Raw genomic sequence first — 17,146 nt, 5'->3', positions numbered from 1 at the left:
TCGAGGCACAAAGTGCCCGGACCCCAAAGCGCTGTTGGACGGAATCCAACAGCGCTTTTTCATTTGCGTGCACGAATTTGCGTCGATGGTGCATCGAGCGGCGCCATTGCCGTGTTCCACGCTACCGTTCGCGCCGCGCATTTTCCGCGCTTCACCGCGTCCCTCCGCTTTTCCATTCTCCGCAATCCATTCGCAGACGACGCGCAGCCATGCGCATACCGTCCGGGCTTACCCGGTTGGCGTGCGCGAAAAGCGTCCGTTACACTTGGCTTTCGCCGACCGTGCGGTCGGGAATATCGGTCGGCAGTTCTCCTACAAGCAGAATGCAGAAGAGGGAGTACGGTTGGATGAGAAGCGCGGGACGTTGGATCGGGGCAGGAAGGGCGGCTGGCGCTGCTCGTTCGTCGTGGGGTGCGAGTGGTGCCATCGCGGCTTTCCCGGGCCGTTCTGCAGCCTGTATGGGCGTTCCGTCGCGATTCCGGGTCGTTGCGTTCGCATCCGTATCCGCAGCCGCGTTGGCATCCGCATGAGCTGCCGGTTTTTCGATCGTTTGCCGCTCGCGTATCAGGCCGAACCAGGCCGGATCGACGCACCTTCCGACCATCGTTGCGTACGCATCGATCGCCCGCACGATTCCGCATTTCTTCGCTTCCTTCATCCTGACGACACTGCCGCTGCGCATCGTGGCGGTCGAACGACCGCTCCGGGCGGTATCCGGCGCGCGCGTGCGGGGTCCCGACCGGGCGCTGTCGCGCACGCGATGCTTCACGGGAAAACGAGCGTAGGCGCGGTAAGGCGAGATAGTTAAATTATTAACTTGTTTTGGGGACCGGGAGCCGCCCGAGCGACCCGTGGCTTTTTCGAGCAGCGTTTGGAGACAACGTAAATGAAGATGAATCGATGGATGGAGGCCGTGCTTGCCGCGGGCCTCGTGTGCGCGGCGGCAACGGCGTCGGCGCAGGTGAAGATCGGCGTGACGCTGTCGGCCACCGGGCCGGCCGCATCGCTCGGGATTCCGGAAAAGAACACGATCGCGCTGCTGCCGAAGGAAATCGCGGGCAAGAGCGTGCAGTACATCGTGCTCGACGATGCATCCGACACGAGCCGCGCGGTGCAGAACGTACGCAAGCTGATCGACGAGGACCACGTCGACGCGATCATCGGCTCGTCCGTCACGCCGAACTCGCTCGCGATGCTCGACCCCGTGTCGCAGGGCAAGACGCCGACGATTTCGCTCGCGGCGAGCGCGCAGATCATTGCGCCGATGGACGCGAAGCGTGCGTGGATGTTCAAGGTGCCGCAGAACGACCAGCTGATGGCGGACGCGATCGCCGGTTACATGGCGAAGCACGGCGTGAAGACGGTCGGCTTCATCGGCTTCGCCGATGCGTACGGCGACAGCTGGTACAACACGTTCAACGCGGCGGCCGCGAAGAACGGCCTGAAGGTCGTGTCGAACGAGCGCTTCAACCGTACCGACGCGTCGGTGATGGGGCAGGTGCTGAAGCTGATGGGCTCGAATCCCGATGCGGTGCTGATCGCCGGGTCCGGCACGCCGGCGGCGCTGCCGGCCAAGACGCTGAAGGAGCGCGGCTACAAGGGCAAGGTGTACCAGACGCATGGCGTCGCGAACAACGACTTCCTGCGCGTGTGCGGCAAGGATTGCGAAGGCGAGATCCTGCCGGCCGGCCCGGTGCTCGTGACCGACCAGCTGCCCGATTCGAATCCGGTGAAGAAGCCGGCGCTCGGGTACAAGGCCGCGTACGAGAAGGCCTACGGCGCGGGCTCGCTGGCGACGTTCGGTGGCCATGCATGGGATGCGGGGCTGCTGCTGCAGCGTGCGATTCCCGAGGCGCTGAAGAAGGGCCAGCCGGGCACGGAAGCGTTCCGCGAAGCGCTGCGCGCGTCGCTCGAAAGCGTGAAGGATCTACCGGTGTCGCACGGCGTGATCAACATGACGCCGACCGATCACAACGGCTTCGACACGCGTGCGCGCGTGATGGTGCAGATCGTCGACGGCAAGTGGAAGTTGCAGGCCGAGTAAGCATCACGTGAAACCGGCGTGCGCGGCGCGAACGGTGCCGCGCGCGCCGTCGGCAGGGCGCCGGGCCTGACGGGCGGCGCCCGTGCCGCATGGAACCACCGGGTACGCCGCGTGGCGCCTGACGCGCCGATCTTGCGGTCCGTGCACCCCGGCCGTTCCCGTCGCCGTTTCTCCGCAACATTCTCGATACACGAAACGTATGGATTTCTCGATTGCGGCGATCCTCGCGCAAGACGGCATCACGACCGGCGCCATTTATGCATTGCTGTCGCTGGCGCTCGTGCTGGTGTTTTCCGTCACGCGGGTGATCTTCATTCCCCAGGGCGAATTCGTCGCCTACGGTGCGCTGACGCTTGCAGCGTTGCAGGCGCAGAAATTTCCCGCCACCTGCTGGCTGCTGTTCGTGATGGGCATCGCATGCTTCCTGCTCGAAGTCGGCGGCCTGATCCGGCATCGCGAACGCCGCCATCAGCTCGGCCGCACGCTCGCGACGCTCGGCAGCCGCTACATCCTGCTGCCGCTCGCGGTGTTCGCGATTACGCACAGTGTTGCCGCGCAGCCGTTGCCGATGCTCGCGCAGATCGCGCTGACGCTTGCGATCGTCGTGCCGATGGGGCCGTTCGTCTACCGGCTCGTGTACCAGCCGATCGCCGAAGGCACGACGCTGCTGCTGCTGATCGTGTCGGTCGCCGTCCATTTCGCGATGGTCGGCCTCGGGCTCGTGATGTTCGGCGCGGAAGGCTCGCGCACCAACGGGTTCTCGGATGCATCGCTGTCGATCGGCAGCATGACGGTGTCGGCGCAGAGCATCCTGGTCGTCGTCACCGCACTCGTGCTGATCGGCGCGCTCTACGTGTACTTCGGCCGCACGATCGCGGGCAAGGCGCTGCGCGCGACGTCGGTGAACCGGCTCGGCGCGCAGCTCGTCGGCATCGGCACGACCGACGCAGGGCGGCTCGCGTTTACGTTCGCGGCGGGGCTCGGCGTGCTGTCCGGCATCCTCGTCGGCCCGCTGACGACGATCTACTACGACTCGGGCTTCCTGATCGGCCTGAAGGGCTTCGTCGGCGCGATCATCGGCGGGCTCGTCAGCTATCCGCTCGCGGCCGCCGGGTCGCTGCTCGTCGGCGTGCTCGAATCGTATTCGTCGTTCTGGGCGAGCGCATACAAGGAGGTGATCGTGTTCACGCTGATCATTCCGGTGCTGCTGTGGCGGAGCTTCGCGACGCCGCACGCGGAAGAGGAAGAGGAGTGACACGATGAAGACGATGGTACGCAACAAGACCTTCTGGGTGTTTCTCGTGGTGCTGTTCTCGCTGCCGGTGTTGCCGGGCGTGCTGCAGGTGCCCGAGTACTGGATCACGCTGCTGAACTACATCGGCCTCTATGCGATTGTCGCGATCGGGCTCGTGCTGCTGACGGGCGTCGGTGGGATGACCAGCTTCGGGCAGGCCGCGTTCGTCGGTATCGGCGCGTATGCGACCGCGTTCCTGACGACGCGGTACGGCGTGTCGCCGTGGCTCGCGCTGATCGTCGGTGTCGTGCTGACGGCGCTCGTCGCGCTCGTGCTCGGCGCGGTCACGATGCGGCTGTCCGGGCACTTCCTGCCGCTCGGCACGATCGCGTGGGGCCTCGCGCTGTTCTACCTGTTCGGCAACCTCGAACTGCTCGGCAAGTACGACGGGATCAACGGGATTCCGGCGCTGAACCTGTTCGGCATCGCGCTCGAAAGCGGCCGCAGCCTGTACTTCCTGATCTGGGCCGTCGTGCTGGCCGCGATCGTGTCGGTGCAGAACCTGCTGAACAGCCGCCCGGGCCGCGCGATCCGCGCGCTGCGCGGCGGCGGCGTGATGGCCGAGGCGATGGGCGTGAACACCGCGTGGATGCGCGTCGTGATCTTTGTCTACGCGGCCGTGCTCGCGGCCGTGTCGGGTTTCCTTTACGCGCACCTGCAGCGTGCGGTGAATCCGACCCCGTTCGGCCTGAACCACGGGATCGAATTCCTGTTCATGGCCGTGGTCGGCGGCGTGTCGCACGTGTGGGGCGCGGTGCTCGGCGCGGCGATCCTCACCGTGCTGCAGGATTACCTGCAGACGCTGCTGCCGAAGCTGCTCGGCTCGGAAGGCAACTTCGAGATCATCGTGTTCGGCGTGCTGATGGTGCTGCTGCTGCAGTACGCGCGCCAGGGCGTATGGCCGTTCGTCGCGAGGCTGTTCCCGCGCGGGCCACGCGCACATGTGCCCGCGCACGCCGATCCGTTGCCGCAGCGTGCGAAGCCCGCGACCGGCGAGCCGCTGCTCGTCGTCGACAACGCACGCAAGCAGTTCGGCGGGCTCGTGGCCGTCAACGATGTCAGCTTCGACGTGAAGGCGGGGCAGATCATCGGGCTGATCGGCCCGAACGGCGCCGGCAAGTCGACCACGTTCAATCTCGTCACAGGCGTACTGAAGCCGACGAGCGGCACGATCACGTTCCGCGGCGAGCGTATCGACGGACTCACGTCGCGCCAGATCGTCCGCCGCGGCATCGGCCGCACGTTCCAGCACGTGAAGCTGTTGCCGGCGATGACGGTGCTCGAGAACGTCGCGATCGGCGCGCATCTGCGCGGCCATACGGGTGTCTGGCGCAGCATCGCGCGGCTCAATGCACACGAGGAGGCGCAGTTGCTGGCTGAAGCCGCGCGCCAGATCCGCCGCGTCGGGCTCGAAAAGCACATGTACGACGAAGCAGGCAGCCTCGCGTTGGGGCAGCAGCGGATACTCGAAATCGCGCGGGCGCTGTGCTGCGATCCGACACTGCTGTTGCTCGACGAGCCAGCCGCCGGGTTGCGTTACCAGGAGAAGCAGCAACTCGCCGACCTGTTGCGGCGGCTGAAGGCGGAAGGCATGAGCGTGTTGCTTGTGGAACATGACATGGATTTCGTGATGAACCTCACCGATCGGCTGGTGGTGATGGAATTCGGCACGCGGATCGCGGAAGGGCTGCCGCAGGACGTGCAGCAGGATCCGGCGGTGCTCGAAGCGTATCTGGGCGGGGTGGAGTGATGACGGACACGACGATGCCGATTCTCGAAGTGCGCGGGCTGGCGGTCCGGTACGGGAAGGTGGAGGCGCTGCACGGCGCGGCGATCAAGGTCGGCGCGGGGCAGATCGTCAGCGTGATCGGCCCGAACGGCGCCGGCAAATCGACGCTGCTGAACGCGATCATGGGGGCGCTGCCGGTGACCGGACATGCGTCGGGCGCGGTCGTGTATCGCGGCAACGACGTCGGCGCATTGCCGGTCGAGCAGCGCGTCGCACGCGGGATGTGCCTCGTCCCGGAAAAGCGCGAGCTGTTCAGCACGATGACGGTCGAGGACAACCTCGTGCTGGGCGCGTATCGGCGCAAGCGGGCCGGGGAGGCGAACTTCCTGGACCAGCTCGATCACGTGTTCGCGCTGTTTCCGCGGCTGAAGGAGCGGCGCAAGCAGGCGGCCGGCACGCTGTCGGGCGGTGAGCGGCAGATGCTTGCGGTCGGGCGAGCGCTGATGGGCAAACCTGACCTGCTGATGCTCGACGAGCCGAGCCTCGGGTTGGCGCCGCTGATCGTGAAGGAGATCTTTCATATCATCAGTGCGTTGCGCGGTACGGGCGTTGCGACGTTGCTGATCGAGCAGAATGCACGGGCCGCGTTGCAGATCTCCGACTACGGTTATGTGCTGGAGACGGGCGAGTTTGCGCTGGAAGGGCCGGCAGCCGAACTCGCGCAGAATCCGCGCGTGATCGAGACGTACCTCGGGCTGGCGAAGAAGACGGCCTGATTGTTCGAGTGGTTGGCGGGAAACGGGCGGCGTGTTTCACGTGAAACACGCCGTTTTTGTTTGGAGGATCGGGCGATGCCTCGAAGGCCCGAGGCCGGGGGATAAGTATCGGGCGAATAGTCGGAAGTTCTGTGCGGTGCTGGCGGATAAGCCGTGCACAGCGTGACGGGTGATCCTGGGTCTAGCGCCACTGGTCAAGTTCATGGCGCATTGATTTCTGCACAGACCAACGATGTGCTGGTTCTCGGTGGATAAGTGCCGGATCAATAGCTGGGAATTCTGTGAGGACGAGGGCGGGCGCGGCAGGCACAGGGTGCCGCGTCGGCCACAGGCTTTGATTGCTGCATGTGTTCCTCGTGCTGCTTTCCCGATGCGGCGGTCTTTGCACAGCCGCTGCGATGTGCGGCGAACTGACCGAGAACATTGCCGGAGCAGGCCTAACCCCGCGAATTCGCCTGTCTTCCGTCGAAAAATCGACGAAATGCACAGACCCTACCATTCGGACGGCCTTCGGGTGAAAAGCGAACCCGCTATAATTCCGCCCATACATTTCTCAGATAGGTTCGTGCGCAGTCCTGCGTACGGAATCCCACCATGCTTTTTCCCACAGAATTTGACGTCATCGTCGTCGGTGGCGGTCACGCCGGCACGGAAGCAGCGCTGGCGTCCGCCCGAATGGGCGCGAAGACACTGCTGCTGACCCACAACATCGAAACACTCGGGCAGATGAGCTGCAATCCGTCGATCGGCGGCATTGGCAAAGGCCATCTGGTCAAGGAAGTCGATGCGCTGGGCGGCGCGATGGCAGCCGCGACGGACGAGAGTGGTATTCAGTTTCGGATCCTCAATTCGTCGAAAGGCCCGGCCGTGCGCGCGACGCGGGCGCAGGCCGATCGCATCCTGTACAAGGCCGCGATCCGCCACCGGCTCGAAAACCAGCCGAACCTGTGGCTGTTCCAGCAGGCTGTCGACGACCTGATGGTCGAAGGCGACCGTGTGGTGGGCGCCGTCACGCAGATCGGCATCCGCTTCCGCGCGCGCGCGGTTGTGCTGACCGCCGGCACGTTCCTCGACGGCAAGATCCACGTCGGCCTGAACAACTACACGGGCGGCCGTGCGGGCGATCCGGCGGCCGTGTCGCTGTCGTCGCGCCTGAAGGAGCTGAAGCTGCCGCAGGGCCGCCTGAAGACCGGTACGCCGCCGCGTATCGACGGCCGTACGATCGACTTCTCGAAGCTGGACGAGCAGCCGGGCGACCTCGATCCGATCCCCGTGTTCTCGTTCCTGGGCCGTGCGGAGCAGCATCCGCAGCAGTTGCCGTGCTGGGTTACGCACACGAACGAGCGCACGCACGACATCATTCGCGGCGGCCTCGACCGTTCGCCTATGTATACAGGCGTGATCGAAGGCGTCGGGCCGCGTTATTGCCCGTCGATCGAGGACAAGATCCACCGGTTTGCATCGAAGGAATCGCATCAGATCTTCCTCGAGCCGGAAGGGCTGACGACCAACGAGTTCTACCCGAACGGGATCTCGACGAGCCTGCCGTTCGACGTCCAGCTCGAGCTCGTGCATTCGATGCGCGGCCTCGAGAACGCGCACATCCTGCGCCCCGGCTACGCAATCGAGTACGACTACTTCGACCCGCGCGCGCTGAAGGCGTCGCTCGAGACGAAAGCGATCAACGGGCTGTTCTTTGCGGGCCAGATCAACGGGACGACCGGCTATGAAGAAGCGGCGGCGCAGGGCCTGCTGGCCGGCCTCAATGCGGGCCGCTACGTGCAGGAGAAGGACGCATGGTGCCCGCGTCGCGACCAGGCCTATCTGGGCGTGCTGGTCGACGACCTGGTGACGCGTGGTGTGGCCGAGCCGTACCGGATGTTCACGAGTCGTGCCGAGTATCGTCTGAGCCTGCGTGAAGACAACGCCGACATGCGCCTGACCGAGATGGGTCGCGAACTGGGGCTCGTCGACGACGCGCGCTGGGATGCATTCAGCCGAAAGCGCGACGCTGTTTCACGTGAAACCGAACGCCTGAAGTCGACGTGGGTCACGCCGAAGACGCTGCCGCCGGAAGAGGCAACCGCGCTGCTCGGCAAGGCGATCGATCACGAATACAGCCTCGCCGAGTTGCTGCGCCGCCCGGGGATCAGCTACGACGGCGTATGCGGCTTGAAGGGTGGCGAATGCGGCCCCGCGGAGCCGCTGGCTGACGATCCGGTGATGCTCGAGCAGATCAAGGAACAGGTCGAGATCGGCATCAAGTATCAGGGTTATATCGAGCGCCAGGCATCCGAGATCGAACGCAACGATGCGAACGAGAACACACGCCTGCCGGACGGCATCGATTACCGCGAAGTTCGCGGCCTGTCGTTCGAGGTGAGCCAGAAGCTCAACGAGTTCCGACCGGAAACGATCGGGCAGGCGTCGCGCATCTCGGGCGTCACGCCGGCGGCCATCTCGCTGCTGATGGTGCACCTGAAGCGCCGCGGCCTGGGACGTCGTAATGGCACTGCCGCAGAGGCAACGGAGCAGGGGGACGGTGCCGTCCCGACGCAACAATGACGGCGCGTCGCGCGCCGGCGGTTAATCGGGACGTACTGGAACAGATGCTCGTCGACGGCACGACTGCGCTCGACATCTCGCTGACGGATGCACAACGCGACCAGCTGCTCGACTATGTCGCGCTGCTCGGCAAATGGAACGCGGTCTACAACCTGACTGCGATCCGCGACCCGAAGCAGATGCTGATTCAGCACATCCTCGATTCGCTTTCCATCGTCCCGCATCTGCGCGGCCGTGCATCGGCCCGCGTGCTCGACGTCGGTTCGGGGGGCGGGTTACCGGGTATCGTGCTGGCGATCGTCGAGCCGGACTGGCAGGTCACGCTGAACGATATCGTGCAGAAGAAGTCTGCATTCCAGACGCAAATGCGTGCGGAGCTGAAGCTCGCGAACCTGTCGGTAGTCACCGGGCGGGTCGAATCGCTGCAGCCGGGTGTCGAAGTGCCGGAAAAATTCGACATGATCGTCTCTCGCGCCTTCGCTGATCTGTCCGACTTCGTTAAACTTGCTCGACATCTGGTTGCGCAGGGCGGATCGATCTGGGCGATGAAGGGCGTACACCCGGACGACGAGATTGCACGGTTGCCGGAAGGCAGCCGCGTAAAGCAGACGATGCGGCTGGCGGTGCCGATGCTCGATGCCGAACGGCATCTGATCGAAGTGGCCGTCGACGAAGCGAATTGAAGGCGCGTTGTAGCGCGCCGATTGTTTGAAGTAAGAGGAACACACCTACGATGGCAAAGATCTTCTGCGTTGCAAACCAGAAGGGGGGCGTCGGCAAGACGACGACATCGGTCAATCTCGCCGCAAGCCTTGCAGCGCAGGAGCAACGAGTCCTGCTGATCGATCTCGACCCGCAGGGCAACGCGACGATGGGTAGCGGGATCGACAAGGCCGCGTGCGAATCGACCGTGTACGAAGTACTGATCGACGGTGTGTCGGTGACCGACGCACGTGTGCGCCCGGAAGGCGTCACCTATGACGTGCTGCCCGCGAACCGCGAGCTGTCCGGTGCCGAGATCGAACTGATCAGCATCGACAACCGCGAGCGCCGGCTGAAGGCCGCGCTCGAGTCCGTCGCCGACGACTACGATTTCGTGCTGATCGATTGCCCGCCGACGTTGTCGCTGCTGACGCTGAACGGACTATGCGCGGCGCATGGCGTCGTGATCCCGATGCAGTGCGAGTACTTCGCGCTGGAGGGGTTGTCGGACCTCGTCAACACGATCAAGCAGGTTCACGCGAACATGAACCGCGACCTGAAGATCATCGGCTTGCTGCGCGTGATGTTCGATCCGCGCATTACGCTGCAGCAGCAAGTCTCCGATCAACTGAAAGCGCACTTCGGCGACAAGGTGTTCGACGCGGTGATTCCGCGCAACGTGCGCCTGGCGGAAGCGCCGAGCTACGGGCTGCCGGGCGTCGTGTTCGACCGCAGCTCGCGCGGTGCGCAAGCGTATCTCCAGTTCGGTGCCGAGATGATCGAACGCGTCCGCGCGTTCGAGGTGTCGTGATCCGGACATGAGCGAAGCGAGGAAGAAAGACATGAACGCGGTACCAAAGAAGAAGGGCTTGGGACGTGGCCTCGAAGCGCTGCTTGGTGGCAGTGCCGATATCACCGAAGCGGTGAAGATCGAAGGGGCGCCGAACACGCTCGCGCTCGGCAAGCTGCAGGCCGGCAAGTACCAGCCGCGGACGCGGATGGACGAAGGCAGCCTGCAGGAGCTGGCGGCAAGCATCCGCGCACAGGGCGTGATGCAGCCGATCCTGGTACGGCCTATTTCATCAGACAAATACGAGATCATCGCGGGTGAGCGGCGCTTCCGCGCGGCGCGCCTGGCCGGCCTCGACGAAGTGCCGGTGCTCGTGAAGGACGTGTCCGATCAGGCCGCCGCGGCGATGGCGCTGATCGAGAACATCCAGCGCGAGGATCTGAACCCGCTTGAAGAAGCGCATGGTATCCAGCGCTTGCTCGACGAGTTCGGTTTCACGCACGAGCAGGCGGCCGAATCGGTCGGCCGCTCGCGCAGCGCGGTGTCGAACCTGCTGCGTCTGCTGAACCTCGCGTCGCCGGTGCAGACGATGCTGCTGGCCGGCGATCTCGACATGGGGCATGCGCGCGCGCTGCTCGCCGTCGATGCGGCAACGCAGATCACGCTCGCCCATCAGGTCGTCAACAAGCGCATGTCGGTGCGTGAGACCGAGAAGCTCGTCGCGCACACGACGAAGGAAGCGCCGACCGTGAAGGCGCGCGCGAAGGACGACGGCGGCCGCGATACGCGCCGTCTCGAAGAGGAGTTGTCCGACTTGCTCGCGTCGACGGTGAAGATCAAGCTCGGCCGCCGCGGGCGAGGGCAGGTGATGATCGACTTCGGCAGCCTCGACTCGCTCGAGGGTATTCTCGCGCGGCTGCGCGGCAACGTGGCGACCGAAGAGTAACGGGTTGCCGATGGAGAAGACGGGCGCATCGGCGCCGCGCCGGTGGCTCGGATGGCTTGCGCAGGAGCCGGTACTATCGGTGCTCGCGCTTGGCCTGATCGTGCTGCAATGGGTGCGTCCGCAACCATTTTCCGTGCTGGCTGGTCTTGTCGACTGGCAGACGGTCGCGACGCTCGCGGGCCTGCTGATACTGACCAAGGCGCTCGAGTTGTCCGGCTGCCTGATGTGGCTCGCGCATCGTATCGTGCATCACGTGCACTCCGAGCGCGGGCTCGCGATGCTGCTCGTCGTGTTCGCCGCGGTGCTGTCGATGTGGCTCACCAACGACGTCGCGCTGTTCGTCGTCGTGCCGTTGATGGTGTCGCTGCGTGCGCTGACGCCGCTGCCGTTCCGGCGGCTCGTGATCGTCGTCGCGCTGGCCGTCAATGCGGGGTCCGTCGCGACGCCGCTCGGCAATCCCCAGAACCTTTTCCTGTGGCAATTGAGCGGCGTGTCGTTCGGCCACTTCGTGGTCACGCTCGGGCCGCTCGCGATCGCGTTGATGGTGCTGCTGCTCGCGCTGACCGCGTGCGCGTTTCGCGCGAAGCCGCTCGACCTGTCGGGCGACGTTGTCGCACTTCCGGTGCAGCGCATGCATGCGTTGATCGCCGCGGTACTGTTCGCCGCGTTCGTGCTGCTCGCCGATGCGCACCATCCGCTGCCGGGTCTGGTCGCGGTCGCGATCATGCTGCTCGTCGTAAAACGTGATGCAGTCCTCAGGATCGACTGGCTGCTGCTGCTGATTTTCGTGCTGATGTTCATCGTGCTGCGCAGCGCGGCTGCGCTGCCCGCCATCCATGACGCGATTGCGCGCGCCCAGCTCGATTCGCCGCTGCGTGTCTTTGCGGCCGGCGCCGTGCTGTCGCAGGGGATCAGCAACGTGCCGGCGGCCATCCTGCTGTCCGAATTCACGCGCGACTGGCGCGCGCTTGCATTCGGCGTATCGGTCGGCGGCTTCGGTTTCGCGATCGGTTCGCTCGCGAACCTGATCGCGGTGCGTCTCGCGAAGGAGCCGCGCATGTGGCTGCCGTTCCACCTCGTCTCGATTCCGTTCGCGCTCGCGAGCGCGGCACTGGGTGCGTGGCTGCTCGTGCACGGCTGAGCGATGCGGGCGTGTGCGGCACAGGCGCGCCGTTCGGGTGGCGGGGTAGGGGCACAGCGTTCGCGGTGGTTGCGGGGCTGTTGATAAGTGCGGTCATCCACAGTCGATCGTCTGTGGTGGCATGACAACTGATTGGATGGATCGACGCACCAGCGTCCGATCGAATTTCGCACATCGGGTGCGGCGGATCGGTTGTCGCGTCTTGCTTGTTCCGGTGCGTCGCACAGGACGATTCCAGCCGGCTGCGCCGCGGCGAATTTCTCGCGGGGATCGCACCGCATCACCGACACGCGCGCCCAGCATCGTTTGCGCGCCATTGCATCGTCGACGCATTTTTCCCGGCAAGAAATACCTGCGCGAAAAACCGACCTTACAACTGTCATCGTACGTCGTCGGTTCGCCCGTTTTTCACATGATGAGGCGACGTTTTACGCAGATTTTTGTCGCGTCTAAAGCCTTGAATCACCTGCAACTATCGCTTACAATCGCCCGGATTTGTTAGCTAGGCACCCCCGAAAGCTTTCGGAAAGATTGGGGCGGATTGGGATTTTGCGGAAGGTTGCGATGGCGGGTCAGGAGGAGCCGAACAATGGGCACGACAAGCACAGCGCACACCGCAATACCGCACCGGTTGTCGAGACGCGGCACGTAGCCGACGACGATTGGGATGCCGAGCAGCAAGACGACACAACAATCGTTCCGCTTACGCGGGCCGAAGCGGAAACGCTGTTCGGGCCGGATGTAAGCCGACCCTCGCGGGTCACGCCCTACCGGGTGGTGATCGCGCAAGTGGTCTTGTCCTTAGTTGCAACGCTGGCGTGGTGGCTGTTTTCCTCGAAGCCGCCGGGCGCCGCTGCGCAATCTGCATTTCTGGGCGGAGCGATTGGCTGGGTGCCGAGCGCATTGTTTGCGGCGCGTTTGAGGCGAGGCGGTGCCGACACCGTGATGGGTTGGGTGGTCGGCGAAGTACTCAAGATGGGTGCGACGATCGCGCTGTTCGTGGCGATCGCCGTGTGGTACCCCGGTGTGCACTGGGTGCCGTTGCTCATTACGTACTTGCTCGTGCTGAAAACGTACTGGATTGCGTTGGCCTGGCGATAGGCTGTGAGACCTTGCGCAGTTCGACAGGAACATGCGCAGGCGCGTTCCCGCAATAAATTGTTGCGGCGAAGCGGATAGACCGATTTTCGACAATTTGGGTGGCACTAACGATTATGGCAACCAGCGAAGGCTCGCGTGCTCTGGATCCGTCCGAGTACATTGCGCACCACTTGCAGAATTTCTCCACCGCGCATCAGACGTCGATTTTCGATATTCACGTCTGGAATCTCGACACGCTGTTCTGGTCGATCGTCTGCGGTCTCGTTACGATCCTCATCCTGTACATGGCTGCCCGCAAGGCTACGCCGGGCGTGCCGGGTCGTTTCCAGTGCATGATCGAAATGATCGTCGAGATGGTGGAAGACCAGTCGAAAGCGGTCGTTCACGGCAATCGTACCTTCATTGCTCCGCTCGCGCTGACCGTGTTCATCTGGGTCGCGCTGATGAACTCCCTCGACTTTCTCCCCGTCGACCTGCCGGGCCGCGTGATCGGTCTGCTGGGCCTGTCGGAAGTCATCCCGCATCATCGCATCGTCCCGACGGCCGACCTGAACGGCACGCTCGGCATTGCACTTGGCGTCTTCGTGCTGATGATCTACTACAGCATCAAGATCAAGGGCGCGGGCGGCTTCGTGCATGAACTCGTGTCGGCTCCGTTCGGTGCGCATCCGCTGCTGTGGATCCCGAACCTAGGCCTGAACATCGTTGAATATGTCGCCAAGACCGTGTCGCTCGGCATGCGGCTGTTCGGCAACATGTACGCAGGCGAACTGCTGTTCCTGCTGATCGCGTTGCTCGGCAGCATGTGGGGTTTCGGCGCGGACGCGTCGGTGCTCGGCTTCATCGGCCACATCCTCGCGGGCAGCATCTGGGCGGTCTTCCACATCCTGATTGTTTTGCTGCAAGCGTTCATTTTCATGATGCTGACGCTGGTGTATCTCGGCCAGGCTCACGAATCGCACTAAGCAGCCGGACAATCAAGCAGGTTTGTTTTTAGTTTTTCTTTTAATTCCAGTTCCAAGTCTTTTCACAAAGGAGTGATCATGCAAGCTTTCATCGCCAACATCCAAGGTCTGACCGCTATCGGTATCGGTATCATCATCGGCCTCGGTGCGATCGGCGCCTGTATCGGTATTGGTCTGATGGGTGGCAAGTACATCGAAGCATGCGCGCGTCAGCCCGAGCTGATCAACCCGCTGCAAACGAAGATGTTCCTGCTGGCTGGTCTGATCGATGCGGCGTTCCTGATCGGTGTCGGCGTGGCAATGCTGTTTGCATTCGCGAACCCGCTCCTGTCGAAGCTCGCAGGCTAAGGTTCCTCGGAAGATTTGCGCCAGCGATCGCCGGCGCAGGGTGGAACGGATGACGAGCGCCAATCGAATTCACATTCGACGCGCTCCTCCTCGTTTCAATTTCCGGAATAGCAGATAAGGAAACACCGTGAATCTTAACGCAACCCTGTTTGCGCAAATGGTCGTGTTCCTGATCCTCGCGTGGTTCACGATGAAGTTCGTGTGGCCGCCGTTGATCAACGCCCTCGACGAGCGCTCGAAGAAAATTGCCGATGGCCTCTCGGCCGCGGAAAAGGGTCAGGCGGAACTCGCAGCGGCGCACAAGCGCGTCGACCAGGAACTCGCGCAGGCCCGTAACGACGGTCAACAACGCATTGCCGACGCTGAAAAGCGCGCGCAGGCCGTTGCCGAAGAAATCAAGGCTCAAGCCCATGCCGAAGCCGCCCGCATCATCGCTCAGGCGAAGGCGGACGCGGATCAGCAAATCGTGAAGGCGCGTGAAACGCTGCGCGGCGAAGTCGCCACGCTGGCGGTCAAGGGCGCCGAGCAGATCCTGAAGCGCGAAGTCGATCAAACGGCCCACGCCGAACTGCTGAATCAACTGAAAGCCGAGCTCTGATCATGGCCGAACTTGCAACCATCGCCCGCCCTTACGCAGAAGCGCTGTTCCGCGTGGCCGAGGGTGGTGATATCGCCGCCTGGTCCACGCTCGTGCAAGAGCTGGCTCAGGTTGCGCACCTGCCCGAAGTGCTGTCTGTCGCGTCGAGTCCGAAAGTGAGTCGCGCACAGGTCAACGAGCTGCTGCTCGCCGCGGTGAAATCGCCGCTCGCGACCAGCGCGGAAGCGAAGAACTTCGTGCAGATGCTGGTCGAAAATCACCGTATCGCGCTGCTGCCGGAAATCTCCACGCAGTTCGACGAGCTGAAGAATGCGCGCGAAGGCGCGGCAGACGTGCAGATCGTCAGCGCGTTTCCGCTCGAAGGCGCACAGCTCACCGACCTCATCGCCAGCCTCGAACGCAAGTTCAAGCGCAAACTGAAGCCGACGGTCGAGACCGATGCGTCGCTGATCGGCGGCGTGCGCGTGACGGTCGGCGACGAAGTGCTCGATACCTCGGTCCGCGCGCGGCTCGCCAGCATGCAGACAGCCTTGAGCGCTTGAGCGCCCAGGCAGTCGGCACGCAACAGAATTGACTATCAGGAGCGAATAATGCAACTCAATCCCTCTGAGATCAGCGAGCTGATCAAGAGCCGGATCCAGGGCCTTGAAGCGAGCGCAGACGTTCGCAACCAGGGCACCGTGATCTCCGTGACCGACGGTATCGTGCGTATCCACGGCCTGTCGGACGTGATGCAGGGCGAAATGCTCGAGTTTCCGGGCAACACGTTCGGCCTCGCGCTGAACCTCGAGCGCGACTCGGTCGGCGCGGTGATTCTCGGCGAATACGAACACATCTCGGAAGGCGACATCGTCAAGACGACGGGCCGCATTCTGGAAGTCCCGGTTGGTCCGGAACTCATCGGCCGCGTGGTCGATGCGCTCGGCAACCCGATCGACGGCAAGGGCCCGGTCAATGCAAAGCTGACCGACGCGATCGAAAAGATCGCTCCGGGCGTGATCTGGCGTAAGTCGGTGTCGCAGCCGGTGCAGACGGGCATCAAGTCGATCGACGCGATGGTGCCGATCGGCCGTGGCCAGCGGGAGCTGATCATCGGCGACCGTCAGTGCGGCAAGACCGCGGTGGCGCTCGACGCGATCATCAACCAGAAGGGCAAGGACCTGATCTGTATCTACGTCGCGATCGGCCAGAAGGCTTCGTCGATCATGAACGTGGTTCGCAAGCTCGAAGAAACGGGCGCGATGGAATACACGATCGTCGTCTCCGCTTCGGCATCGGATTCCGCCGCAATGCAGTACCTGGCACCGTACGCCGGTTGCACGATGGGCGAATACTTCCGCGACCGCGGCCAAGACGCGCTGATCATTTATGACGACTTGACCAAGCAAGCCTGGGCATACCGTCAGATCTCGCTGCTGCTGCGCCGCCCGCCGGGCCGTGAAGCGTACCCGGGCGACGTGTTCTATCTCCACTCGCGTCTGCTCGAGCGTGCGGCTCGCGTGTCGGAAGAGTACGTCGAGAAGTTCACGAACGGCGAAGTGAAGGGCAAGAGCGGTTCGCTGACGGCACTGCCGGTCATCGAAACGCAGGCAGGCGACGTGACCGCGTTCGTTCCGACGAACGTGATCTCGATTACCGACGGCCAGATCTTCCTGGAAACCGACCTGTTCAACGCAGGCATCCGCCCGGCAATCAACGCCGGCGTGTCGGTGTCGCGAGTCGGTGGCGCCGCTCAGACGAAGGTCGTGAAGAAGCTGTCGGGCGGTATCCGTACCGACCTCGCGCAGTACCGTGAACTCGCCGCATTCGCGCAGTTCGCATCGGACCTCGACGAAGCGACCCGCAAGCAGCTCGAGCGTGGCCGCCGCGTGACGGAACTGCTGAAGCAGCCGCAGTACCAGCCGCTGCAGGTGTGGGAACTGGCCGTGTCGCTGTACGCCGCAAACAACGGCTACCTCGACGACCTCGACGTCAAGCAAGTGCTGGCGTTCGAGAAGGGCCTGCGCGACAACCTGAAGACCAGCCACGCTGACCTCATCAAGCGCATCGAAGACACCAAGGATCTCTCGAAGGACGACGAAGGCGCGCTGCGCGCGGCGATCGAATCCTTCAAGAAGTCCGGTGCCTATTGATCCGCGAGTGACACA

16 protein-coding genes are annotated in these 17,146 nt (G+C 63.7%); 15 read left to right on the top strand and 1 reads right to left on the bottom strand.

The features are described 5' to 3' along the window. Positions 1-259: 259 nt before the first annotated feature. Positions 260-658 (bottom strand): hypothetical protein, encoded by a 399-nt coding sequence (locus VL15_RS40345; RefSeq protein WP_155420260.1) that lies wholly within the window; start codon positions 656-658, stop codon positions 260-262. A gap of 228 nt (positions 659-886) precedes the next feature. Here VL15_RS40345 and VL15_RS19530 point away from each other — a divergent pair, with 228 nt between their 5' ends. The 15 genes from VL15_RS19530 to atpA all read left to right on the top strand — a co-directional run bounded on the left by VL15_RS19530 (position 887) and on the right by atpA (position 17,131). Further along, on the top strand, positions 887-2,044 hold the full coding sequence (locus tag VL15_RS19530; RefSeq protein ID WP_048247932.1) for an ABC transporter substrate-binding protein: 1,158 nt from the start codon (positions 887-889) through the stop codon (positions 2,042-2,044). A 199-nt stretch (positions 2,045-2,243) separates the two neighbouring features. Beyond that, the gene (locus VL15_RS19525) at positions 2,244-3,299 is read left to right on the top strand and encodes a branched-chain amino acid ABC transporter permease (RefSeq protein WP_048247930.1); all 1,056 of its coding nucleotides are present in this window, start codon (positions 2,244-2,246) and stop codon (positions 3,297-3,299) included. Between the two features lie 4 nt (positions 3,300-3,303). Then, positions 3,304-5,088, top strand: coding sequence for an ABC transporter permease subunit (locus VL15_RS19520; RefSeq protein WP_053077676.1), 1,785 nt, complete (start codon positions 3,304-3,306; stop codon positions 5,086-5,088). Continuing rightward, positions 5,088-5,843, top strand: coding sequence for an ABC transporter ATP-binding protein (locus VL15_RS19515; RefSeq protein WP_048247928.1), 756 nt, complete (start codon positions 5,088-5,090; stop codon positions 5,841-5,843). Before VL15_RS19520 ends, VL15_RS19515 begins: the two co-directional genes overlap by 1 nt. Positions 5,844-6,437: 594 nt before the next feature. Beyond that, on the top strand, positions 6,438-8,408 hold the full coding sequence (gene mnmG, locus VL15_RS19510; RefSeq protein WP_048247926.1) for a tRNA uridine-5-carboxymethylaminomethyl(34) synthesis enzyme MnmG: 1,971 nt from the start codon (positions 6,438-6,440) through the stop codon (positions 8,406-8,408). Beyond that, complete coding sequence (gene rsmG, locus VL15_RS19505) at positions 8,405-9,091, top strand: 16S rRNA (guanine(527)-N(7))-methyltransferase RsmG (RefSeq protein WP_048247924.1); 687 nt, start codon at positions 8,405-8,407, stop codon at positions 9,089-9,091. Before mnmG ends, rsmG begins: the two co-directional genes overlap by 4 nt. Before the next feature lie 50 nt (positions 9,092-9,141). Continuing rightward, complete coding sequence (locus tag VL15_RS19500; protein ID WP_048247923.1) at positions 9,142-9,921, top strand: ParA family protein; 780 nt, start codon at positions 9,142-9,144, stop codon at positions 9,919-9,921. Between the two features lie 31 nt (positions 9,922-9,952). Next, a complete protein-coding gene (locus tag VL15_RS19495; protein ID WP_048248019.1) occupies positions 9,953-10,846 on the top strand; it encodes a ParB/RepB/Spo0J family partition protein in 894 nt (297 codons plus the stop codon). A gap of 10 nt (positions 10,847-10,856) precedes the next feature. Continuing rightward, the gene (locus VL15_RS19490; RefSeq protein ID WP_048247921.1) at positions 10,857-11,987 is read left to right on the top strand and encodes an SLC13 family permease; all 1,131 of its coding nucleotides are present in this window, start codon (positions 10,857-10,859) and stop codon (positions 11,985-11,987) included. Positions 11,988-12,551: 564 nt separating this feature from the next. Then, positions 12,552-13,088 carry an ATP synthase subunit I gene (locus VL15_RS19485; RefSeq protein WP_048247920.1) on the top strand — a complete coding sequence of 179 codons (537 nt, stop codon included), beginning with the start codon at positions 12,552-12,554 and terminating at the stop codon, positions 13,086-13,088. A 113-nt stretch (positions 13,089-13,201) separates the two neighbouring features. Next, complete coding sequence (gene atpB / locus VL15_RS19480) at positions 13,202-14,053, top strand: F0F1 ATP synthase subunit A (RefSeq protein ID WP_048247918.1); 852 nt, start codon at positions 13,202-13,204, stop codon at positions 14,051-14,053. 78 nt (positions 14,054-14,131) lie between these two features. Then, positions 14,132-14,401, top strand: a complete 270-nt coding sequence (gene atpE, locus VL15_RS19475; protein WP_025990054.1) for a F0F1 ATP synthase subunit C — start codon at positions 14,132-14,134, stop codon at positions 14,399-14,401. A gap of 127 nt (positions 14,402-14,528) precedes the next feature. Further along, positions 14,529-14,999: a F0F1 ATP synthase subunit B gene (locus VL15_RS19470; protein WP_048247917.1), complete on the top strand. Its 471-nt coding sequence runs from the start codon at positions 14,529-14,531 to the stop codon at positions 14,997-14,999. 2 nt (positions 15,000-15,001) lie between these two features. Beyond that, positions 15,002-15,541, top strand: coding sequence for a F0F1 ATP synthase subunit delta (locus VL15_RS19465; protein WP_048247914.1), 540 nt, complete (start codon positions 15,002-15,004; stop codon positions 15,539-15,541). Between the two features lie 48 nt (positions 15,542-15,589). Next, the gene (gene atpA, locus VL15_RS19460) at positions 15,590-17,131 is read left to right on the top strand and encodes a F0F1 ATP synthase subunit alpha (protein WP_048247913.1); all 1,542 of its coding nucleotides are present in this window, start codon (positions 15,590-15,592) and stop codon (positions 17,129-17,131) included. The last annotated feature ends 15 nt before the right edge of the window (positions 17,132-17,146 follow it).

This window comes from Burkholderia cepacia, from assembly GCF_001039005.1.
GTDB classification, from domain to species: Bacteria; Pseudomonadota; Gammaproteobacteria; order Burkholderiales; family Burkholderiaceae; genus Burkholderia; species Burkholderia theae.
This window is presented reverse-complemented; position numbering and strand designations above follow the sequence as displayed.

Coding starts and splice junctions, on each gene's coding strand:
- VL15_RS40345 (WP_155420260.1), bottom strand. CDS start 658: ATGAAGGAAGCGAAGAAATGCGGAATCGTGCGGGCGATCGATGCGTAC.
- VL15_RS19530 (WP_048247932.1), top strand. CDS start 887: ATGAAGATGAATCGATGGATGGAGGCCGTGCTTGCCGCGGGCCTCGTG.
- VL15_RS19525 (WP_048247930.1), top strand. CDS start 2,244: ATGGATTTCTCGATTGCGGCGATCCTCGCGCAAGACGGCATCACGACC.
- VL15_RS19520 (WP_053077676.1), top strand. CDS start 3,304: ATGAAGACGATGGTACGCAACAAGACCTTCTGGGTGTTTCTCGTGGTG.
- VL15_RS19515 (WP_048247928.1), top strand. CDS start 5,088: ATGACGGACACGACGATGCCGATTCTCGAAGTGCGCGGGCTGGCGGTC.
- mnmG (WP_048247926.1), top strand. CDS start 6,438: ATGCTTTTTCCCACAGAATTTGACGTCATCGTCGTCGGTGGCGGTCAC.
- rsmG (WP_048247924.1), top strand. CDS start 8,405: ATGACGGCGCGTCGCGCGCCGGCGGTTAATCGGGACGTACTGGAACAG.
- VL15_RS19500 (WP_048247923.1), top strand. CDS start 9,142: ATGGCAAAGATCTTCTGCGTTGCAAACCAGAAGGGGGGCGTCGGCAAG.
- VL15_RS19495 (WP_048248019.1), top strand. CDS start 9,953: ATGAACGCGGTACCAAAGAAGAAGGGCTTGGGACGTGGCCTCGAAGCG.
- VL15_RS19490 (WP_048247921.1), top strand. CDS start 10,857: ATGGAGAAGACGGGCGCATCGGCGCCGCGCCGGTGGCTCGGATGGCTT.
- VL15_RS19485 (WP_048247920.1), top strand. CDS start 12,552: ATGGCGGGTCAGGAGGAGCCGAACAATGGGCACGACAAGCACAGCGCA.
- atpB (WP_048247918.1), top strand. CDS start 13,202: ATGGCAACCAGCGAAGGCTCGCGTGCTCTGGATCCGTCCGAGTACATT.
- atpE (WP_025990054.1), top strand. CDS start 14,132: ATGCAAGCTTTCATCGCCAACATCCAAGGTCTGACCGCTATCGGTATC.
- VL15_RS19465 (WP_048247914.1), top strand. CDS start 15,002: ATGGCCGAACTTGCAACCATCGCCCGCCCTTACGCAGAAGCGCTGTTC.
- atpA (WP_048247913.1), top strand. CDS start 15,590: ATGCAACTCAATCCCTCTGAGATCAGCGAGCTGATCAAGAGCCGGATC.